Origin of the sequence: Variovorax saccharolyticus (genome assembly GCF_030316765.1) — a bacterium.
GTDB lineage: Bacteria > Pseudomonadota > Gammaproteobacteria > Burkholderiales > Burkholderiaceae_C > Variovorax > Variovorax saccharolyticus.
Genome location: NZ_JASZYT010000005.1, coordinates 348,933 through 370,075, shown reverse-complemented (window position 1 = coordinate 370,075; position 21,143 = coordinate 348,933). Strand labels below are relative to the sequence as shown.

The 21,143-nt window shown below is 67.6% G+C and carries 14 protein-coding genes; 13 read left to right on the top strand and 1 reads right to left on the bottom strand.

The window, feature by feature from the left end; translation table 11 throughout:
* The first annotated feature begins 21 nt into the window (after positions 1–21).
* The 5 genes from QTI45_RS17910 to QTI45_RS17890 all read left to right on the top strand — a co-directional run bounded on the left by QTI45_RS17910 (position 22) and on the right by QTI45_RS17890 (position 9,075).
* Positions 22–5,130, top strand: coding sequence for a trifunctional serine/threonine-protein kinase/ATP-binding protein/sensor histidine kinase (locus QTI45_RS17910; RefSeq protein ID WP_444813290.1), 5,109 nt, complete (start codon positions 22–24; stop codon positions 5,128–5,130).
* 23 nt (positions 5,131–5,153) lie between these two features.
* Positions 5,154–5,819: a response regulator transcription factor gene (locus QTI45_RS17905; protein ID WP_286655392.1), complete on the top strand. Its 666-nt coding sequence runs from the start codon at positions 5,154–5,156 to the stop codon at positions 5,817–5,819.
* 152 nt (positions 5,820–5,971) lie between these two features.
* Positions 5,972–6,985, top strand: coding sequence for a sensor histidine kinase (locus QTI45_RS17900; protein ID WP_286370528.1), 1,014 nt, complete (start codon positions 5,972–5,974; stop codon positions 6,983–6,985).
* A gap of 107 nt (positions 6,986–7,092) precedes the next feature.
* Positions 7,093–7,512, top strand: coding sequence for a response regulator transcription factor (locus tag QTI45_RS17895; RefSeq protein ID WP_444813149.1), 420 nt, complete (start codon positions 7,093–7,095; stop codon positions 7,510–7,512).
* 105 nt (positions 7,513–7,617) lie between these two features.
* Positions 7,618–9,075 carry a catalase gene (locus QTI45_RS17890; RefSeq protein WP_286655391.1) on the top strand — a complete coding sequence of 486 codons (1,458 nt, stop codon included), beginning with the start codon at positions 7,618–7,620 and terminating at the stop codon, positions 9,073–9,075.
* Between the two features lie 72 nt (positions 9,076–9,147).
* Here QTI45_RS17890 and QTI45_RS17885 read toward each other — a convergent pair whose 3' ends face one another.
* Complete coding sequence (locus QTI45_RS17885) at positions 9,148–9,741, bottom strand: cytochrome P460 family protein (protein ID WP_286655390.1); 594 nt, start codon at positions 9,739–9,741, stop codon at positions 9,148–9,150.
* A gap of 390 nt (positions 9,742–10,131) precedes the next feature.
* Here QTI45_RS17885 and QTI45_RS17880 point away from each other — a divergent pair, with 390 nt between their 5' ends.
* The 8 genes from QTI45_RS17880 (at position 10,132) to QTI45_RS17845 (ending at position 21,141) form a co-directional block, all read left to right on the top strand.
* Entirely contained in the window at positions 10,132–10,950 is an 819-nt protein-coding gene (locus QTI45_RS17880; protein WP_286655389.1) for an alpha/beta fold hydrolase, read from the top strand.
* A 416-nt stretch (positions 10,951–11,366) separates the two neighbouring features.
* Positions 11,367–12,383 (top strand): alpha/beta fold hydrolase, encoded by a 1,017-nt coding sequence (locus QTI45_RS17875; protein WP_286655388.1) that lies wholly within the window; start codon positions 11,367–11,369, stop codon positions 12,381–12,383.
* 52 nt (positions 12,384–12,435) lie between these two features.
* Positions 12,436–13,899 carry an aldehyde dehydrogenase family protein gene (locus tag QTI45_RS17870; RefSeq protein WP_286655387.1) on the top strand — a complete coding sequence of 488 codons (1,464 nt, stop codon included), beginning with the start codon at positions 12,436–12,438 and terminating at the stop codon, positions 13,897–13,899.
* Positions 13,896–14,864 (top strand): quinone oxidoreductase family protein, encoded by a 969-nt coding sequence (locus QTI45_RS17865; RefSeq protein WP_286655386.1) that lies wholly within the window; start codon positions 13,896–13,898, stop codon positions 14,862–14,864. The genes QTI45_RS17870 and QTI45_RS17865 overlap by 4 nt, the downstream gene beginning before the upstream one ends.
* Positions 14,865–14,993: 129 nt before the next feature.
* Positions 14,994–16,265, top strand: coding sequence for an epoxide hydrolase family protein (locus QTI45_RS17860; RefSeq protein WP_444813289.1), 1,272 nt, complete (start codon positions 14,994–14,996; stop codon positions 16,263–16,265).
* Between the two features lie 99 nt (positions 16,266–16,364).
* The gene (locus QTI45_RS17855; RefSeq protein ID WP_286655384.1) at positions 16,365–19,370 is read left to right on the top strand and encodes an ATP-binding protein; all 3,006 of its coding nucleotides are present in this window, start codon (positions 16,365–16,367) and stop codon (positions 19,368–19,370) included.
* An 82-nt stretch (positions 19,371–19,452) separates the two neighbouring features.
* Positions 19,453–19,644 (top strand): DUF3311 domain-containing protein, encoded by a 192-nt coding sequence (locus QTI45_RS17850; protein WP_286370518.1) that lies wholly within the window; start codon positions 19,453–19,455, stop codon positions 19,642–19,644.
* Between the two features lie 36 nt (positions 19,645–19,680).
* Complete coding sequence (locus tag QTI45_RS17845; RefSeq protein WP_286655383.1) at positions 19,681–21,141, top strand: sodium:solute symporter family protein; 1,461 nt, start codon at positions 19,681–19,683, stop codon at positions 21,139–21,141.
* Positions 21,142–21,143: the final 2 nt, after the last annotated feature.

Below are 21,143 nucleotides of genomic sequence, written 5' to 3'. Positions count from 1 at the left end.
ACGGTCTGCGGCCCTGACCTGATGTCACGCGATTTTCATGACCTGGGCGCGGCCGCACCGCGCCTCGAGCGCGCCATCGCCGACGGTCGGATGTCCGTGCTCGTGGCGGGACGCGGCCAGACAGAATTGACGGCTCAGGCCACGCTGCAGCGCGAGTATGCGTTCCGCAACGCGCTGGATGAAGACTGGGCGACGCTGCCACTTGCTCTGGTGGCGCATGGTGAAGGCGCGCTGCTCGTCCTGAAGGATCCAGCCGGGGATCTGCTGCGCCGCATTCATTGCCCGGTCCGCAGCATGGACGCATTCATCGCCCTTGCGATCCGGCTGACCGCGGCCATCGCTGCCATGCATGCGGCAGGCGTGATGCATCGCGCGCTGACACCGGATCGTGTCCTGCTCACGCCCGATGGCCGCGCCTGCCTGACAGGCTTCGGTTTCGCAAGGCGCATTGCAACAGGAAACGATGTGCAGCCGGAGGCGCATCTGGCCTGGGAAGAAAACAGCTTCGACTATATGGCGCCCGAACTCGGCGGGCGCATGAACGTGCAGGTCGATGCACGCGCGGATCTCTATTCGCTGGGCTGCATCCTCCATGAGCTGCTGGTCGGCAGGCCCCCTTTCCAGGGTGCGGATCCTGCGCAGCGGGTGCATGCGCATGCGACGCACAAGCCGTCGCCACCCTCCGATTTGGTGGAGGGCCTCCCACGGCAGTTGTCGCTGCTGATCTTGAAGCTGCTCGAGAAGACGCGAGAGCACCGGTATGGCAGCGCCGCCAGTGTGCTCGCCGACCTGCATCGCTGCGAGACCCTGTATCGCCAGCATGGATCCATCCCGACCTTCGCGCTGGACGCCCAGGCCCTCTTGCGCAGGCTGCGCTACACGGACCAGGTGCTGGGCCGCGACGCCGAGCTCGACACGCTGGTGTCGCTCTACCGCCAGACCGCCAGCGATTCGCGAGCGCGCGTCGCATGGGTCGCGGGCCCGTCGGGTATCGGCAAATCCCTGCTGCTGCGCGAGGCCCTCGCGCGCATCCGGCAGTCGGGCTCGCCCTTGGTCGCCGCTGGCAAGTGCGACCCAGGCACCCGCGAAAAGCCATATGCGATCTTGGTGCAGGCGCTGGAACAGTTGCTGCAATTCGTGCTCGGCTGTCCCGAGGAAGAGTTTGCGGCCTGGCAGGACCGGATCCGCGCTGCAACGACGGCCGTGGATCGCACCTTGGCCAGCTTCCTGCCCGCCCTGCCGGTCGTTCTGGGTGCGCAACCCGCCGCGACCGAGACCCCGGACGCGTCCGCCGTGTTCGAACGGGAGCGCGTGCGCCAGGGCATGGCGCGCCTGCTGGCCTGCTTTGCGACCGCCGCGCGGCCCCTGGTGCTGCTGCTGGATGACCTGCAATGGGCGGACGTCGGCACGCTCGAGGTGCTCGAACGGCTGCTTCATCAGCATGCAGGCACGCCGCTGCTGTTGGTCGGCACGTTCCGCAGCAACGAAGTGGATGCTGACCATCCCTTGCGTGCAGACCGGCTCGCCGAGGTGCCCGCCTCCGTGAAGCTGGAACTCGGACCGCTCGACGAGCGCGCGCTGCGCGAGCTGATCGCGCAGGCATTGCAGCAGGACGCCGACGATTTGGGGCCGCTCACCAACGTTATCGGCCGCAAGACCCAGCGCAACCCGTTCTTCACGCAGCACCTGCTCGGGCTGCTCGCCCACGACGGCCTTCTCGCCTACAGCGCGGAGGCGTCGGCATGGCGCTGGAGCCTCGAAGCCATCGTTGCGCATCCGGGCGTCGACAACGTCGTCGACCTGCTGGTGCGCCGCTTCGAGGAGCTGCCGGCCCCGACGCAGACCGCATTGCAACTGCTGGCTTTCCTCGGCCATCGCGCGTCGGGCGCGACGCTGGCCGTCGCCGCAGGACTGGCGCCGGATGCCCGTTCGATCCGCGGCCTCGAAGCAATGCTCGAGCCGGCATTCCAAGCCGGAACCCTTTGCCGCGAGGACGACGACTGGGTGTTCTGCCACGACCGGTTCCGCGAAGCGACCTATGCATCCGTTGGGCCGGCAGATCGCGCTTCGCTGCATCTGCAGATCGCGCGCCGCCAGAGCGCGCACCCCACGGCGCCGGCCCATGTCTTCGCGATCGCCGCCCAGGCCAACCTCGCCCGTTCGGCCGTCGACACACTTCAGGAACGGCGCGACTTCGCAAAGCTCAACCTCGAAGCCGGCCGCCAAGCCAAGGCGGCCACCGCCCACCATTCGGCGCTCGGCTTCTTCCGCGCCGCGCTCGACTTCCTCGGCGCGGACGACGCCACCGAAGATGGCCTGAACGCACGCGCGTCGTGCGGTGAAGCCGAATTCCTGACCGGCGCCCTCGAGGCGGCCGAAGCGCGGCTGTCGGCCCTGGAGCAGGTGGCGGGCGACGGCGTCTTCGGCGCCGACCTGGCGCGCCTGCGCGCGGCGCTCTACACCACCCTCGGGCGCTTCGACCTCGCGCTGGGCGTCGGACTGAGCTTTCTGCGCAAGGCCGGCATCTACGTCCCCATGCAGCCGGACGACGCGGCGGTCGACCGTGAGTACGCCCAGTTGCGGGCCTGGCTGGACCGGCACGGCATCCTTGCCCTGCGGCGCCTGCCGATGGCAGTCGATCCGCTGCGCCTGGCGATCACCAACATTTTTTGCGACCTCATTCCGCCAGCGCTCTACACCGACCAGAACCTGGTCGATCTGATTCTGCTGCGCATGGCCAACCTCGGGATCGTGCACGGGCACACGGACGCATCGGCGAATGGCTATGTGTGCATGACGCAGGTCTTCGGCGTGCGCTACGGCGACTATGGCACCGCGCGCGAGTTCGGCGCGCTGGCGTTGCATCTGGTCGACGAGCGCGGCCTGGGCCTCTACCGCGGCCGCGTCTACATGGCCTACGGCACCATGGTCGTGCCCTGGACGCAGCCCATCCGCGCGGCGCGCGACTTCATCCGCCGTGCCTACAAGGTCCTGGTGGAGGCCGCGGACCACACCTTCGCGATCTATTGCGGCGCCAACGAAGCCAGCGGCCTGCTGTTCTCGGGCGAGTTCCTCGGCAACGTGCGCGACACGGTCGAGCGCGGCCTCACCCTGGCGCGCGACGCCAACTTCCAGTTCGTCGTCAACGCGCTGCTGGCGCAGAAGGTGCTTCTTGCCCGGCTGCAGGACGGCACCGACTCGCACCTCGCTGCGCTGCCCAGCGTGCCCGAGGAAGGCGCGTCGACGACGCTGGTGGATTTCGAATACTGGGTGTACCGGCTGCAGGGCGCGCTGCTGTCGGGTGACCTGCCGGACGCCCTCGAGGCGCGCCGGAGGGCCCAGGCTTGTGCATCGGCCGGGCGCACGTTTGCAGAAAGCGGCGAACTGCCGTTCTACGGCGCGCTGGCGCTCCTCGCGCTGCCGGCGCGGGACGCGGACCAACAGGCGGCGCTGCATCGCGACGTGGCGCAGCTCGCAGCCTGGGCCGGTGCCTGCCCCGACAACTTCTCGGCCCGCTTCGACCTCGTGCGCGCCGAGCTCGCGCGGGTCGGCGGCGAGCCGCTGCAAGCCGCCGAGGCCTACGTCCGCGCGGTCGCACATGCCCGCCGACACGGCTTCACCCAGATCGAGGCGCTGGCCGCCGAACTGGCGGCGGCGTTCCACACCGGCCGCGGCGACGAACTCTCCGCACAGGGCAACCTGCGCCATGCCCGCGGCGCATGGCAGCGCTGGGGCGCCGCGGCCAAGGTACGGCAACTGCAGGCGGCCCATCCAGCGGTTTTCCAGCAGGACGCGTGGGCGCCGGCGGCGAGCCGTCTGCAGGCGCTCGACGCGCAGGCCGTCCTGCGCATATCGACCGCGCTCGCGAGCGACATCGTTCCCGCGCGCCTGGTCGAAACGCTGTTGCGCACCGCGCTCGAGAGTGCCGGCGCCGAACACGGCACGCTGGCGCTGCTGCGTGACGGCGTCTGGCAGGTGCGCGCGCAGGCACGCGTGCTCGACGGGGCCATCCCGGTGACGCAGGAGGCGCCCGCGTTCGGCAGCGAGATTCTTCCGGTATCGATCGTGCAGGCCGTCGCACGCACCCAGCAGCGCCTGGTGGTGGGCGACGCGCGCGAGGAACCCTCCCTGGCACAAGACCACTACGTTCGAGTCCGGCGCCCGCGCTCGGTGTTGTGTGTGCCGTTGATGCGCCACGCGACCCTTGTCGGCGTGCTGTACCTCGAGAACAATCTCGCGGCCCAGGTGTTCACGCTCGCCAAGGCCGAGCTGCTTGAGGTGATCGCCTCACAGGCGGCCTTCGCCCTGGAGAATGCCCGCCTGTACGACGAACTGCTCGATCAGAATCGGCAGCGTGCCGCCGCCGAGGAACAGTTGCGCGGCGCGCTCGCCGAACTCGAGCGCGCCAGCCGCCTCAAGGCCATGGGCGAACTCGTCGCCTCCATCGTCCACGAGATCGGCCAGCCGATCGCAGCGGTCGACACTTCCGCCAGTGCCGCGCTGCGCTGGCTCGATCGCAGCACGCCCGACATCGACGAAGCGCGCCAGATGCTGGCGCACATCAGCAAGAGTGCGCTGCGAGCGCGCACCATCATCCAGAGCCTCAGATCCAAGGCGCGCAACGCCGAGCCGCAGTTCGCCTCTTTCGACCTCGGCGAGGCGCTGCGCGAAGCGGCGACGCTGGTCGCCGGTCCGCTCGAATCGCTGGGTGTCGCCCTTGAACTTCAAGGCCTGGACGCACGGGTGCAGGTGCGCGGCGACCGCGTCCAGCTGCAGCAGGTCGCGGTCAATCTCCTGATGAACGGCGCCGAGGCGATGGCGGCGCTCGAGCACGGCCCGCGTCTGCTGCGATTCGCGTGTGCGACCGACGACCAAGGCCGCGCCCAGGTCGCAGTGGACGACGTCGGGAGCGGCATTGGCGCCGAGACCGCCGACACGCTGCTCCAGCCTCTGTTCACCACCAAGGCCAACGGCATGGGCATGGGGCTGGCGATCTGCAAGTCGATCCTCGATGCACACGGCGGGACGCTCGCGCTGCTGCCGCGCGAGACGACGGGCACGCGCGCCGTGTTCTCTCTGCCGCGCCTGGACCCGGGCGCTGCGGCGACCGTTGCGGCCTTGAACGTCTGAGCCCTTCCGCGAACCACCGAACCATGCATCCCGCCCTTCCCTTCCCGACCGGCCCTCGCCCCGCCCACGATCCACGTGTCGCCTACATCGTCGATGACGACGAGCTCGTGCGCGGCGCACTGGGGAGCCTGTTGCGCTCCATCGGCCTGGAGGTCCGCGCATTCGATTCGACCGAGGAATTCCTCGCCGCCGCGCGCGCCGACGGGCCGTCCTGCCTCGTGCTGGACGTGCGCTTGCGCGGCCAAAGCGGCCTCGCACTGCAGCAAAGCCTGCTCCAGCTCGCGCGCCCGCCGATTCCCATCGTCTTCATGACCGGGCATGGCGACATCGCGATGACCGTGAAGGCGATGAAAGCGGGTGCCGTGGACTTCCTGAGCAAGCCCTTTCGCGACCAGGACATGATCGATGCGGTCACCGCCGCGCTGGACAGCGACGCCAAGCGCCTCGAGGAGGCGCGCAGGTTGCTGGCGGTTCGAAACGGCTGGGACGCCCTGACGCCGCGCGAGCGCGAGGTGATGCAGCACGTGGCCGGAGGCCTCATGAACAAGCAGATCGCCGCCGAGATGGGGATCGCGGAAATCACCGCCAAGATCCATCGCGGCCAGGCCATGCGCAAGATGAACTCCCGCTCGGTCGCCGAACTGGTGCGCAAGATGGAGGCGCTCGGCGTGGTTCACGGCACGCACTGAGCGCCGCGCCCGGCCCTGGCCCGCTGCGCGCCCGGATGACAAGGACAAACCTTCGTAGGGGTCAGGCGAACGGGGGTGCAATGGCGCGCTTGGCACTGCGCGTGATGTCATCTCTCCATGCCGCCCATTGCGCCGGCAACAGGAGAACGACGATGACCAACAGCCCCGTGAAGCACCCCGGCACCGCCCCCGCCGCGTCCGCGGCTCGAATCGCGATGATCGCGGGCCGCGCGCTCGCCATCGCCACCCTCGGCCAGACCACGCATGCCGCGATGCTGCCATCCGCAGCCTCCACGGTCGATGCCAGCCTGTGGGGCATGCTGTCCCCGACGCTGCTGGTCGGTCTTGCGCTGCTCGGCGCCCTCCTCGGCTTCACCGTCCACGCCCATCGCGCAGGCGCGATGCGAATTGCCCGTGAACTGGATCGGGAGGGCAAGGACGCCCGCCTGCCCGCCATCGCGGCAGGCGGTCCGATGGCCATTGCGCAGCTCGCGCGCTCCATCAACGCGGTCCGCCGCCGCCAGGCGGAGCGCGAGGCAGAGCATCTGGATATTCAGGCCTCCTATGCGCACGACCTGCGCACGCCGCTCACCCGCATGGGGCTGCGTTGCGAGATGCTGGAGGATCCCGCGGCACGCGAAGCCATGGCGCGGGATCTCGCGGAGATGCGCGAACTGGTGGAGGCCAGTGTCGCGAGCGCGAGGATGCAGCGCAGCGTCGCCGAGCCGCTGCAGCGTGTCGATGCCGACGGCCTGATCGGCAACCTGGTGCGCGACTATCGCGACGCGGGCCGGGCGATAGCGCTGGACGGGCACATCGGCCGGCCGGTGGCCGCGTGCCCGCTCGCGCTGCGCCGCGTGCTTGCCAACCTGATCGACAACGCGCTGCGATATGGCACCGACGTGCGGATCAGCGCCCGCGTCGATACCCGCAGCCTGGTGCTGGCCGTGGTCGACTCGGGACCGGGCATCTGCCCGGCGCAGATGGAGGCCGTCCTTTCCCCTTGGGTGCGAGCACAGCAGGGACAGGAGCCCAAGCCCGGATCGGGCCTGGGCCTGGCGATCGCCCGGCGCCTGGCGCGGTCCATGCAAGGCGAGCTCCTGTTGCGGAACCGTCGCAGCGGAGGCTTCGAGGCGCGGCTGACGCTGCCGCTCGCAATGGCATGACGCCGCTGGAGCGGGGCCTTCGGACTTGCAAACGTCGAGCGCCCATACGTCCATATGATGGCGCCGCCCGCTGGCGGCGGTATTCTCGGACACCGGGCAATGATGGGATGGTCCCAGCCGCTATCCCAGGTAAAGAGCCGGAATCTCCCTTGTCCCCCCATCGCATCGCACTCGTGTCCATCGTCGACGACGATTCTTTCGTGCGCACCGCGACGAGCAGCCTCGTGCGCTCGCTCGGCTGGGAAGCGCGCGAGTTCGCATCGGCCTCGGCCTTCCTTGCCTCCGGCATGGCTGCGCGCACGCGCTGCCTGGTGTGCGATGTGCAGATGCCGGCGATGGACGGGATCGAGTTGCTGGACCGGCTCCAAGGCCAGGGCATCCATCTTCGGACACTGTTCATCACCGCGTTCGCGTCGACGCGCGTGCGTGAGCGCGTGGCGGCCAGCACGGCGCTGTGCCTGATCGAAAAGCCGATCGACGCCGGCGAACTGAAGACCTGGATCGAGCTGGCGCTGGCGCAAGACTGACATTCATGCTGTCGTATGCCTCGCCCCTACGAACAGTCGATGGAAGTTGCGACGGCCGATCGCTAGAGTGGCGGTCCTTTCAACACCGACAAGAGGAACATCCCCATGAGCAGATCGCCCGAGGCTTCGAAAGAAATCGCACTGACCACCGCCTTCGGTGCCCCCGTGGTCGACAACCAGAACAGCCTCACCGCCGGTCCCCGCGGCCCCCTGCTGATGCAGGACGTGTGGTTGATCGAGAAACTGGCCAACCTGAACCGCGAGATCATTCCGGAACGCCGCATGCACGCCAAGGGCTCCGGAGCCTTCGGCACCTTCACCGTCACGCACGACATCACCAGGTTCACACGCGCCAAGCTCTTCAGCGCCGTGGGCAAGAAGACCGAGATGTTCGCCCGCTTCACCACCGTGGCCGGCGAGCGCGGTGCGGCCGATGCCGAGCGCGACATCCGCGGCTTCGCGCTCAAGTTCTACACGGAAGAAGGCAACTGGGATCTGGTGGGCAACAACACGCCCGTGTTCTTCCTGCGAGATCCTCGCAAGTTCCCTGACCTCAACAAGGCCGTGAAGCGCGACCCCAGGACCAACATGCGCAGCGCCACCCACAACTGGGACTTCTGGACGCTGCTGCCCGAGGCGCTGCACCAGGTCACCATCGTGATGAGCGACCGCGGCATTCCGGCGAGCTACCGCCACATGCACGGCTTCGGCTCGCACACCTACAGCTTCATCAACGCCCAGAACGAGCGCTTCTGGGTGAAGTTCCACTTCAGGACGCAGCAGGGCATCAGGAACCTCACGGATGCCGAAGCCTCGACACTCGTGGGCGGTGATCGCGAGAGCCACCAGCGCGATCTGTACGACGCCATCGAGGGCGGAGACTTCCCCAGGTGGACGCTCTACGTGCAGGTGATGCCCGAAGCCGATGCGCAGAAGGTTCCCTACCACCCCTTCGACCTGACCAAGGTCTGGCCCAAGAAGGACTACCCGCTGATCGAGGTGGGCGTGATGGAACTCGACCGCAACCCCGAGAACTTCTTTGCCGACGTCGAGCAAAGTGCGTTCGCGCCCAACAACCTGGTGCCCGGCATCGGCGTGTCGCCCGACAAGGTGCTGCAGGCGCGCCTGTTCGCGTATTCGGATGCGCAGCGCTATCGCTTGGGCGTGAACCATCACCAGATCCCGGTGAACGCCGCGCGCTGCCCGGTGCACAGCAACCACCGCGACGGCGCCATGCGCGTGGACGGCAACTATGGCGGCACGCTGCATTACGAACCCAACAGCTTCGGCCAGTGGCAGGAGCAGTCCGACCATCGCGAGCCACCACTCGGGCTGCGCGGCGATGCGGACTTCTGGAACTTCCGCGAGGACGATGCCGACTACTTCAAGCAACCCGGCGACCTGTTCCGCTTGATGAAGCTTGAACAGCAACAGGTGTTGTTCGACAACACGGCACGTGCCATGGGAGATGCGCCGGAGTTCATCAAGCGCCGCCACATCGACAACTGCGCCAAGGCCGATCCGGCCTACGGGGCGGGCGTGGCCCGGGCCCTCGGTCTCTAGGCGAAACCCTTGGCGTCCGATGGCGCCGCGCCGACGCAAGCGCCCGCGCTCGGGACGGGGGCGCTTTGCTCGTCAGCGTGCCAGCCGCGTGAACACGTAGTCGTGGTTCTTCACCAGCGCCTGATGGCAGGCGAAACAGGTCTGGTGCTGTGCCAGGTCGACGGGCTTTCCGTTCACGAACCGGCCGAAGCCCCAGCCACCTGTGGCGGCGTATTTCTTCGCGTCCTTCACCATCACTTGAACGGTCGTGGCCGCGCCCGGAACGGTGGCGGGGGGCGACTCCGATGACTGCACCTGCTTCCATGCCAGCTTGACGAGGACGGTGCCATCCGGGAACGGCAGGCTGCCCTGGTCGTAGGCCTCGACGGCCTTGGCGTTCCCGAGCACCGCCCGAAGCTCGTTCAACGGCTCCGCCTCGATGGCCGGTGCGATCAGTTGCCACTGTCTGTAGCCCTCGGGAATCGTGACGCCGTACAGGGGCGAGGCAGCCGAAGCCTTCGCGTCCGCAGCGGCGCTGGAGGCCACCGAGAAGACGGCCGCCGCCACCGCAAGCGCAAGGACGCCAAGGCCCGTGATCGCCGCCAACGCCGTCCGGTCTGGAGACGGTGATTCGTGGAGACTTTTAGCGATCGGGGCGGAAGCCTGCTGCGTGTTGAGTCGTTTCATGAGATGTGCCCTTGAGTGTTGAGAAGTCGGCTGGAGTGAATCCCCAGAGCGCGTCGATTGTTTGGCGACCTTGCCTCTTGCGGACCAGCCTTCGTATGCCCGTGTATCTCCACTGCAGAAGGCCACACTACGTTTCACCGACGAGCGCCGCTGAGTCGACCACGCGATAGCCGTTCCCGAGCCGAACGCGGTGCGGGGGCAATCGCCGTGGTGCGTTCGCGTAATTCTTCTTGTCGGCAAGTTCGACGGACACAGTGCCATACAGAGATCAGCGTACGCGCGGCGGCGCATCCTATAACCGCGTCCGTGCTTTGCCCACGCCGCGCGCTTCTTGCGTTCCGAAGGGCGATCACTTCTCTTTGTTCTCTACTTCAACGACAGGAAAATCGAATGAAACAACTTAGCCGCCGCCTCGCTCGCACTGTCGCCACCGGAGGCCTGATGGCACTGGCGGGCGTCTTCGTCACGCTCACCGCTTCGGCACAGACCCCCAGCGCCGCGCAGCACGCCAAGCCCACCGTCGTGCTCGTGCATGGTGCCTTCGCGGAGTCATCGAGCTGGGACGGCGTGATCCGCCAGCTGGAGGCACAGCACTACCCGGTCATCGCTGCGGCAGATCCATTGCGCGGCGTCAAATCCGATGCGGCCTCCATCGCGAGCATCGTTGATTCAGTCCAGGGACCGGTGGTGCTGGTGGGCCACTCGTACGGCGGCTCGGTGATCTCCACGGCCGCCGCGGGCAAGAGCAACGTGAAGGCGCTGGTCTTCGTGGCCGCGTTCGCACCCGACGCCGGCGAGTCGGCCGCCGACCTCGCCGGCAAGTTCCCCGGCAGCACGCTCGGGCCCGCGCTGGCACCGCCAGTCGCACTCGCCGATGGCGGCAAGGACCTGTACATCCTGAGGAACAGGTTCCGCGACCAGTTCGCCGCCGACGTGCCGGCCGCCGCTGCGCGCCTGATGGCCGCGACGCAGCGCCCCATCGCCGAGGCGGCGCTCGGCGAGCCGGCCGGAGCACCGGCATGGAAGACGGTCCCCTCCTGGTTCGTCTACGGCGACGGCGACAAGAACATCCCGCCGGCGGCACAGGCTTTCATGGCCGAGCGCGCCAAGTCCATGAAGACGGTGGTCGTCAAAGGCGCTTCGCACGTCGTGATGACGTCGAAGCCCGATGTGGTCGCCAGGCTCATCGTCGAAGCCGCAAGCCGATAGACGGACTGCTACGCACGACACGGCCAACCCCGAAGCGCTTTCCATCGCCATTGCCAACCAAGCTTCGGCCATGAATTTCGATCTCGTGGAAATCTCCTCGCCGAGCCTGCGGCCCATCCTGGCCGCCTCGGCTTCCGCTATTGCCCTCAGTCCGGCCGCACGGCTTCCGCTCCGGCCACCGCCTGGGCGAAGCCACCCTACGCCGACGCCAACTCCATCGATCCCTTTGCCGAATCAGCCGATACCGAGATCGTCGAGCTGACACTTCGCTCGCGTCGACGAATCGACGGTCATCGAAATTTACTGTCGAGAAACCAGCAGTAGATACAGAGCGATACGCAGTGCCGACGGCTTGGTGATGCCACAGGCAGCATTGCATCCACCCATTCAACGCGTTCTTCCTCAGGAGTTTTCACATGACACTGTCGTTCCAACTGCCCCGCCGGTCCTTCCTCGCCGCGACAGCGCTTGGCGCTGCTGCTACACAACTCGCTGCCGTGACGCCTGCTTTCGCCCAGCCTGCTCGCGCACTCCAGCGCCTCGAACCGCTCAAGAGCATCAATGCCGGCACACTGAACATCGGCTACTACGAAGCGGGCCCGGCCAACGGCGCACCGGTGATCCTGCTGCACGGATGGCCCTACGACATCCACATGTTCGTCGACGTGGCGCCGGCCCTGGCGGCGGCGGGCTTGCGCGTCATCGTGCCGCATCTGCGCGGCTACGGAACCACGCGTTTCCTGTCGGCCGACACGCCACGCAACGGGCAGCAATCGGTGGTCGCCGTGGACATCATCGCGCTGATGGATGCGCTCAATATCCGCAGCGCCACGGTGGCCGGTTGCGACTGGGGCGCACGCACGGCCTGCATCATGGCCGCGCTCTGGCCGGAGCGGGTCGAAGCGCTGGTCTCGGTCAGCGGCTACCTGATCGGCAGCCAGGCGGCCGGCAAGGTGCCACTGCCACCGCAGGCCGAACTGCAGTGGTGGTACCAGTACTACTTCGCGACCGAGCGCGGCCGCGCGGGCTACGAGAAGAACCGTCACGACTTCGCCAAGCTCATCTGGCAACTGGCATCGCCGAAGTGGAACTTCGATGCGGCGACCTTCGACCGCAGCGCAACGGCACTCGAGAACCCCGACCACGTGGCCATCTCGATCCACAACTACCGCTGGCGCCTCGGTCTGGCCGACGGCGAGGCGAAGTACCAGCCGCTCGAGGACCGGCTGGCCAAGGCGCCCGTGATCGGCGTGCCGACCATCACCCTCGAAGGCGATGCCAACGGCGCGCCGCATCCGGAGCCCAGCACCTACGCGAAGAAGTTCTCGGGGCGCTACGAGCATCGGCTGGTGAGCGGTGGCATCGGCCACAACCTGCCGCAGGAAGCCCCCGAGGCCTTTGCAAGGGCCGTGCTCGACCTTGCACGCGGGTAAGGCGTCGTCCGGTCGGCGAACAAGCACCTCCATCGCACCAGGAGAGCGAATCATGTGGAACCTCGATCAAGCCTACATCGACGGCGCCTTCGTGCCTGTCCAGGGCAGCGAACGGCTGGAGATCGTCAACCCCGCGACCGAGCAGGCCATCGGGACGGTGGTGCTGGCCAACCGCGACGATGCCCGACAGGCCATCGCCGCGGCGAACCGGGCCCAGCCGGGGCTGGCGAACAGCACCAAGGCCCAGCGCATCGAGATGCTCAGGCGCCTCGAGGCCGCCGTGCTGGCCCGCAGCGACCAGATCCGCGATGCCACGATCGAGGAGTACGGCGGCCCGCTGGCCCGTTCGCAATGGGTCAGCAACTACGCCTCGCAGTGTTTCGCCACGACGGCGCAGATGCTGGGTGACTATGCCTTTGAACGCCGCCTGGGCGAGGCCGCCGTCGTCATGGAGCCGATCGGGGTCGCCGGCCTCATCGCGCCATGGAACAGCGCGGCCGGCAGCATGTGCAGCAAGTTGGCTTCGGCCATCGCCGCGGGCTGCGCCTCGGTCGTCAAGCCGAGCGAGCTGGGCCCGCTGCAGGCGCAGGTCGTGACCGAGGCACTGCATGACGCCGGCTTGCCGGCCGGCGTCGTCAATGTGCTGCTCGGGCGCGGCGGCGATGTGGGCGACGAGATCGCCACCCACCCGGGCATCGCGAAGATCTCTTTCACCGGCTCGACGCAGACCGGCAAGCGCATCGCGCATGCCGGCCTGGACACCCTGAAGCGGGTGAGCCTCGCGCTGTCGGGCAAGTCGGCCACCGTGATTCTGGACGACGCCGACCTGGCCATCGCGTTGCCGATGGCGCTGAACGCCGCCTTCATGAACAACGGCCAGGCCTGCGTGGCCGGCACGCGCCTGCTGGTCCCGAACGTGCGCATGACCGAGGCCATCGAAAGCCTGCGGCATGCCGTCGCCGCCCTGCGGGTGGGCGATCCGCGCGACGCCGCCACGGCGGTCGGGCCGCTCGCGAGCCAGGCGCAGTTCGAGCGCGTGCAGCAGTTCATCCGCCGCGGCCTGGCGCAGGGCGCAACGCTGGTGGTCGGCGGCGAGGGCCGCCCGGATGGACTCGGCAAGGGCTGGTTCGTCCGCCCCACCGTGTTCGCCGGTGTGCGCAACGACATGGACATCGCACGCGAGGAGATCTTCGGGCCGGTGCTCTCGGTGATCGGCTACGACGACGAAGATGAAGCGGTCGAAATCGCGAACGACTCCATCTACGGCTTGCAGGCCTACGTCTTCTCGTCGCAGCCGCAGCGCGCACGCCGCGTGGCCTCCAGGCTGCGCGCCGGCACGGTGCTGGTCAATCGCATCACGCCGGAGCTGATCGCACCTTTCGGGGGTGTCAGGCAATCGGGCATCGGCAGGGAGTTCGGCGTCTTCGGGATGGAAGCCTTCCTGGAGCCCAAGACCATCGCCATGGCGAACGGCCTGGCCCCAGCGATCCCCAAACAGTCAAGGAACGAAAAATGAAAGCAGTCGTGATGAAGCAGACCGGCGACGTCGGCGTGCTGGCGTATCTGGATCAGCCGGACCCCGTACCCGAGCGCGGGATGGTGCTGGTGCAGATCGCCGCCGCCGGCGTCAACTTCATGGACATCGGCGTGCGGCAGGGCATGGCGTGGAACGAAATACCCAACCCGAAGATCCTCGGCGTCGAGGGCGCAGGCCGCGTGCTGGCGGTGGGCGAAGGTGTAGCGGGCTTCGCCATCGGCCAGCGGGTGGCCTGGGTCTACGCTCCCGGCAGCTATGCGCAGAAGATCGCCGTGGCGGCCGCTTCGCTGGTGCCCATTCCCGACGCCATCGACGACAACACCGCCGCGTCGGTGATGATGCAGGGCCTGACCGCCAGCCATTTCGCGACCGATTTCCATCCCGTCCAGCCGGGCGACATCGCCTTCGTCCACGCGGCGGCCGGCGGCCTCGGGCTGCTGCTGACCCAGATCATCAAGCTGCGCGGCGGCCGAGTGATCGGCCGCGTGTCGTCGCCAGCCAAGGTGGCCGTGGCCAAAGCGGCCGGCGCGGACCGTGTGATCGTCGACACCGACGGCAACTTCGTCGAGCAGGCGCTGGCGCTGTCCGGCGGCGAGGGCGTGCACGTGGTGTTCGACGGCTCCGGCCCCAGCACGTTTCAGGGTTCGATGGACGTCCTGCGCCGCTCGGGGACCTTTTGCTGGTACGGCCCGGTGCTGGGCGGCCCGGGCCCGATCGACATCATGAGCCTGCCCAGGAGCATCAAGCTGGGCTATGCCACTTTCTTCGATCACATCCATACGCCGCAACTGTTGCGCGCCCACGCGGCCCGGCTGTTCGGCTGGCTGGCCGAAGGCAAGCTGAACGTCCACCTCGGAGGGGTGTATCCGCTGGCCGAGGCGGCCAAGGCCCACTCCGACATGGCGAGCCGCGCGACCACCGGCAAGCTCTTGCTGGTGCCCTGAGACCGCCTGGCCCGAAGGCCGCAACCCGCTCACTCATCCATGGAGATCATTCCCGTGTACAAGCGCAATTCCGCCCGGCCGCAACGACCGGGCGTCCGACTCGCCGCCACCCTCTGCGCGGCCAGCCTCATGATGGCGTCCGGTCACTCGTTCGCGGGCCCAGGCGACGCCGGCGATTCGACGGCCGATCGAAGCCAGCGCCAGTCGGCGTCGCCGTCCGAGGCGATCCGTCCGTTCAAGGCCCACATTTCGGACCAGGCCTTGAAGGACTTGAGGGCCCGCCTTCAGGCGACGCGCTGGCCGGACAAGGAGACCGTCGACGATTCGTCCCAGGGCGTTCAACTGGCAAGGCTTCAAGAGTTGGTGAAGCACTGGGAGACCGACTACGACTGGCCCAAGGTCGAGACGAAACTCAACGCTCTGCCCCAGTTCGTCACAAGGATCGACGGCGTGGAGGTGCAGTTCATTCACGTCCGGTCTCGTCACCCGAATGCGCTGCCACTCATCCTGACGCACGGTTGGCCAGGCTCGCCTCTGGAGTTCATCGACGCCATCGGACCTCTCACCGATCCAACCGCGTTCGGCGGCCGACCCGAAGATGCCTTCGACGTGGTGATACCTGCCATCCCGGGTCATGGTTTTTCCAGCCGGCCTGCGGACCTGGGTTGGGGGCCAGACCGCGTGGCTCGGGCTTGGGACGTGTTGATGCACCGCCTTGGCTACACGCGGTACGTGGCTCAAGGTGGCGACCATGGCTCCGTGATCTCCGACGCCCTGGCCCGGCAGAAGCCCCAGGGCCTGCTCGGCATCCATCTGAACATGCCGGCCACCGTACCACCCGAACTCGTCAAGGGTATCCATGGCGGCGACGAGCCCCCGGCGGGACTGCCGGAAGCCGAACGAACCGCGTATCAAACGCTGAGCAAGTTCTTCGCTCGCAACGCCGCGTATGGCGCCATGATGGTCACTCGACCGCAAACCATCGGGTACGGCCTCAATGATTCTCCGGCCGGCCTCGCTGCCTTCATGTACGAGAAGATCACCGAGTGGACCTATCCGTCGGGGAATGCCGAGGCCGTGCTCGGCAGGGAACGCATTCTCGATGACATCTCGCTCTACTGGCTCACGAACACGGCCAGTTCCTCGTCGAGGTTTTACTGGGAGAACAACAACAACAACTTCAGCTCCGCCGCCCAGCGAACGACCGAGATCTCGGTCCCGGTTGCCATCACGGTCTTTCCGGGCGAAATCTATAGGGCACCGAAGTCGTGGGCGCAGCGCGCCTACCCGACGCTCTACTACTTCAAGGAGGTGGATCGAGGCGGTCACTTCGCCGCCTGGGAACAACCGCAGCTGTTCGCGCAGGAGATGAGGTCCGCCTTCGGCCCTTTGCGCAACTAGGCTCGTTCGCTCCCGCGCTCGCCCGATCGCCGGCACCTGAGCCTCCGGCCGGCGGCGTCGGGCCGCCGGCCCGCAAGCTAAACTTCGCGTCATTTTTCAATGGGCGAAGCCGCCGAGTGGTCGACTTCGCCCCTGCGCCGGGACGCGGCCATTGCCTTGTTGCATCGGCTCGGGAAGACATCCGTCGAGCGGCTTGATCCGCTTTTCCTGCACCCCGGCGCCTCAGAGTTTTCATCGATGAACGAATTCGCAGCGAGAACAGGCGCCACGGTGACGTTTGGACCGTTCACCCTCAGGGAGAACGAGCGGCTGCTGACGCGCGACGGCGTTCCGGTGGAACTCGGAGGGCGCGCCATGGATGTCTTGATCGTGTTGGTTGCCCGCGCCAACGAGGTGGTCAGCAAGCACGAACTCATGCGGTTGGCCTGGCCCGGGGTCGTCGTCTCGGACGGCAGCCTCCGCTTCCAGATCACGATGCTGCGGCAGGCGCTCGACGACGGCAAGGACGGCGCCCGCTACATCGTCAGCATCGTCGGCCGCGGCTACTGTTTCGTCGCTGCCATTTCGAGGCAAGGCGGCGTCGACACCGCCAACCCTGCCGAGCCCGTCCTTCCCGGACAGCCGCTGCAGTTGGTGGGGCGGGAAACGGATCTGTCCGAAATCCGGGCCCGGCTCGCCACCAGCAGGTTTGTCACCATCGTCGGCTCGGGCGGCGTGGGCAAGACAACGGTTGCCGTTCGAACGGGCCACGACCTGCTTGCGATGTTCGGCAACGCCGTCTATTTCATCGACCTCGCGGCGTTGAGCGATGCGTCCCTGGTGCCGACTGCGATCGCCTCGACGCTGCGGCTGTCCGTCCGTTCGAGCGACCCGGTGCCCAGTCTGCTCGCGTACCTACGCGACAAGCGCATGCTGCTGGTTCTTGACAACTGCGAGCATGTGATCGATGCGGCGGCGCTGCTCGCCGAGCGGATCTTCGCGGCGACACCTCATGTCCACATCCTGGCGACGAGCCGGGAACCGCTGCGCACGCAAGACGAACATGTCCACAGGCTGGAACCGCTGGCGAGCCCCCCGGACGAGCCCGGGCTCACGGCGGCTGGCGTCCTGACCTATCCGGCGGCGTGGCTGTTCGTGGCACGGGCAGGTGCCAGCGGGGCGATGCTGGGTCTCGACGACGCCGATGCGCAGGTCGTCGCCGGCATCTGCCGCAAGCTTGACGGCGTGCCGCTGTCGATCGAGCTCGCGGCGCGGCGCGTGGTGAGCTACGGCCTGCACCAGACCGCCACCCTGCTGAACGATCGCCTCACGCTGTCGTGGCCGGGGCAGCGCACCGCGCGGCCGCGCCATCAGACCCTGCAGGCCACGCTGGACTGGAGCTTCGAGCTGCTCGACGGCGCAGAGCGACAGGTGCTGTGCCAGCTTCCGGTGTTTGTCGGCAACTTCTCGCTCGAGGCCGCGCGCCGGGTCGTGGTCGCGCCAGCTCTGAGCGAGGAGCAGGTGCTCGCCGCGATCGCGAGCCTCGCGGAGAAATCGCTGCTTGCCGTGCATCGGTCAGGCGCGCGTACGCTGTACCGGCTGCTGGAGAGCACGCGCGTCTATGCACTCTCGAAAGCCGGCCCTGAGACGACCGAAGCGGCGGCGCTTCGGCACGCGTCGTACTTTTGCCACCGGCTCGAACAGGGGGCCGAGAAGGACGCTGCCTTTTCGCGCGACGCCGGCCGCGCCTCGGACACGGCCGACCTGGGCAATGTCAGGGCGGCGCTGGAATGGTGCTTCGGCCCCCAAGGTGCGACCGAGCTCGGGGTCGCGCTGGCAGCGGCAGCGGTGCCGGCCTTCATGGCGATGTCGCTGCTGGCGGAATGCCACCGCTGGTCGGCGCGTGCGCTGGGGGAGCTGACCGAGCGTACCGTCGCGAGCCGCTCGGAAATGACCCTGCAGGCCGCGCTGGGCCTGTCGCAGATGTTCACGCGCGGCAACAGCGAGGAGGTGCGCCATGCCCTCGAACGAAGTCTGGCGGTTGCCCAGGAATTGGGCGACGCCGCCAGCCAGGTCCAGCTCCTTGCCCGGTTGCAGATATTCCACGAGCGCATCGGCGACTTCGTGGTCTCGCTGGACTACGCCCACCGAAGCGCCGCGGTGGCCGAAACCATCGACGACCCGACGGCGCGTGCGACCGCGAATTCCCTGGTCGGCCTCTGCAGCCATCTGACCGGAGACCAGGCCAAGGCACGCCTTCTGTTGGAAGCAGCGATCGCCGGCGCGGTGCAATCCACACAGGCCAGCACGATCTATTCCGGCTTCGACCATGCCAACCGCGCCAGCATCGCGCTGGCTCGAACGCTCTGGCTGCAGGGGTACCCGGCGCAGGCCGTCATCGTCGCTCAACGCGCCGTGGACGACGCCCGCCAGCTGGACCATCCGGTGACCCTGTGCATCGCACTGATCTGGGCCGTTTCGGTCTACCTCTGGGTCGGCGACCTCGACAGGGCCGAGCGGGACATCGACAGCTTCATCGCCTACGCGGAATCTCATTCGCTGACGCCCTATCTGGCCGTCGGCCGCGGCATCAAGGGCGAACTGGCGCTCAGGCGCGGCGACACGGAGCACGGCGTGCAGGCGCTCGAGCGCTGCCTGGGCGATCTCCACGAATCTCGCTATGAGTTGCTCACCACCTCCTTCCGTCTCACGCTGGCCGAAGGTCTGACCATGGTCGGCAGGACGGCCGAAGCGCTCGGGTTGATCGACGACACCCTGGCGTCGGTGCACGCGAACGGCGATCTGTGCCACCTTCCCGAACTACTTCGGGTCAAGGCACGCGCACTGCGCAGTGCGCCCGAGCGCCGCATCGAAGAGGCGGAGGAATGCCTGGTGCAATCCCTTGATTGGAGCCGCCGCCAAGGCGCTCGGGGGTGGGAACTGAGGACGGCGATGGACTTGGCACGGCAGTGGAGCGAAACGCGTCGCGCCCCGCAGGGACAAGCGTTGCTGCGGGGGGTACTCGCCCACTACGCGGAAGGCTTCGACACCGCGGACCTCCAGGAAGCGGGTGGGGTCCTGGCGCACATCGACGAAATGGCAGCGTCGGCCGCACCGATCGGCTAGCCGTGTCTGACCGCTCGACCTCTGCAATGCCCTTGTCCCGCCACGTCGCGCACGGCCAAGGCGGTCACGTGCCGGACCTGCGATGAAGCTGCATCACTGGCTCGCCGTCATTCCGTTCCTGCTGTTTCTTTGCGGCTCGCTGTTCGCCGCCCGGGTGCAGCCCTTCGTGCTCGGACTCCCGCTCTTCGTCGCATGGACCATCGGCTGCGTGATCGCGACGGCCGCGGTGATGTGGCTGGTCTTCCGGCTCGACCCCGCCAATCGCGCGCCGTAGCGCTGCGCCAACGCCTTCCTCTTCGCTGCGACCTGCATGAATCCCGCGCTAGCCATCATTTCGTCGACCCTGGTCGGCGTCCTGCTTCTTGGACTGCATGCCCGGCAAGGGGTGCGCATGAGCCTTGAGCAATGGAGCGTCGGCGGGCGTGCCTTCTCCGGCCGGCTGGTGTTCGTGCTGATGGCCGGCGAGCTCTACACCACCTTCACCTTTCTGGGTGCCAGCGGCTTCGCCTATGGCCACGGCGGCCCTGCGTTCTACGTCATGGCCTATTCCTGCCTGGCGTTCGTGCTGTCCTACTGGCTGCTTCCGGCCATCTGGCGCTTCGCCCGGCAGCACGGCGTGCTCACACAGCCAGAGTTCTTCGCGAAGGCCTACGACAGCCCGTTGCTGGGGTTGCTGGTCTGCGCGGTCGCGCTGCTCGCGCTGCTGCCCTACCTGGTCCTTCAGTTCAAGGGGCTGGGCATCATCGTGGAACTCACGTCGTACGGCAGCCTCACGTCGTCGGCGGCGATCTGGATCGGCGCTCTGGCCATGACGGCCTACGTGATCCTGTCGGGCATGCACGGCTCCGCCAGCACGGCCGTTCTGAAGGACGTCCTGATCCTGGCGGTCTGCGTGTTCCTGGGGCTCTACCTGCCGTATCGCTACGACGGCGGGCTGGAAGCGATGTTCAGGCACATCGAGCAGCACCGGCCGGGCTTCCTGGCGCTCCCCGCCACCGGCAAGAGCGGCGCCTGGTTCGTGTCGACTGTCGCGCTGTCGGCGCTGGGCATGTACCTGTGGCCCCATGCCTTCACCGCGACATTCACAGCTGGTAACGAGCGCAGCTTCCGTCGCAATGCGATGGTGATGCCGCTCTACGCGCTCGTGATGCTGTTTTCGATGTTCGCCGGGCTCGCCGCCGTGCTGCAGGTTCCTGCGCTGACCGGAGACCAGATCGACCTGGCCTTGCTGACGCTCGCGATTCAGACCTTCGACCCCTGGATCGTCGGCGTGATCGGCGCCGCCGGCATGCTCACGGCCATCGTTCCGGGCTCCATCATGCTGGTGTCCGCATCCACCCTGGTCGCGCGCGACCTCTACCGTCCCTGGCGGCCAGCCAGCAGCGATGCACACCTGTCCATGGTTTCGCGTGGCGCGACCGTCTTGCTGATGCTGGCCGCCGTCGCTTGGACCTTGGCTGGCGGCACCAGCATCGTCTCCCTGCTGCTCATGGGCTTCGGCTTCGTGACGCAACTGGCACCGGCCTTGCTGGCCGCGCTGGCGCGAGACCATCGGGTCAACCGCCATGGCGCATTCGCGGGCATCTTCGTCGGCGTGACCTTCGTCGCCGGCAGCGTGGTGTCCGGTCTCACCATGCGGCGGCTGCTTCCCGCTGCGCCGGAATGGGTCCACGACGTCAACCTCGGCATCGTCGGCCTGGCGTTGAACGTCCTGACGATGTTCACTGTGAGTCTGCTCGCACGGGGCCGGCCGCGCACTCGAGGAAACTGACA

Excerpts from the sequence above, each read along its gene's own strand:
- QTI45_RS17845 (WP_286655383.1), top strand. The coding sequence starts at position 19,681 with ATGAATCCCGCGCTAGCCATCATTTCGTCGACCCTGGTCGGCGTCCTG.
- QTI45_RS17885 (WP_286655390.1), bottom strand. The coding sequence starts at position 9,741 with ATGAAACGACTCAACACGCAGCAGGCTTCCGCCCCGATCGCTAAAAGT.
- QTI45_RS17880 (WP_286655389.1), top strand. The coding sequence starts at position 10,132 with ATGAAACAACTTAGCCGCCGCCTCGCTCGCACTGTCGCCACCGGAGGC.
- QTI45_RS17850 (WP_286370518.1), top strand. The coding sequence starts at position 19,453 with ATGAAGCTGCATCACTGGCTCGCCGTCATTCCGTTCCTGCTGTTTCTT.
- QTI45_RS17865 (WP_286655386.1), top strand. The coding sequence starts at position 13,896 with ATGAAAGCAGTCGTGATGAAGCAGACCGGCGACGTCGGCGTGCTGGCG.
- QTI45_RS17910 (WP_444813290.1), top strand. The coding sequence starts at position 22 with ATGTCACGCGATTTTCATGACCTGGGCGCGGCCGCACCGCGCCTCGAG.
- QTI45_RS17905 (WP_286655392.1), top strand. The coding sequence starts at position 5,154 with ATGCATCCCGCCCTTCCCTTCCCGACCGGCCCTCGCCCCGCCCACGAT.
- QTI45_RS17875 (WP_286655388.1), top strand. The coding sequence starts at position 11,367 with ATGACACTGTCGTTCCAACTGCCCCGCCGGTCCTTCCTCGCCGCGACA.
- QTI45_RS17890 (WP_286655391.1), top strand. The coding sequence starts at position 7,618 with ATGAGCAGATCGCCCGAGGCTTCGAAAGAAATCGCACTGACCACCGCC.
- QTI45_RS17900 (WP_286370528.1), top strand. The coding sequence starts at position 5,972 with ATGACCAACAGCCCCGTGAAGCACCCCGGCACCGCCCCCGCCGCGTCC.
- QTI45_RS17870 (WP_286655387.1), top strand. The coding sequence starts at position 12,436 with ATGTGGAACCTCGATCAAGCCTACATCGACGGCGCCTTCGTGCCTGTC.
- QTI45_RS17895 (WP_444813149.1), top strand. The coding sequence starts at position 7,093 with ATGGTCCCAGCCGCTATCCCAGGTAAAGAGCCGGAATCTCCCTTGTCC.
- QTI45_RS17855 (WP_286655384.1), top strand. The coding sequence starts at position 16,365 with ATGGGCGAAGCCGCCGAGTGGTCGACTTCGCCCCTGCGCCGGGACGCG.
- QTI45_RS17860 (WP_444813289.1), top strand. The coding sequence starts at position 14,994 with ATGATGGCGTCCGGTCACTCGTTCGCGGGCCCAGGCGACGCCGGCGAT.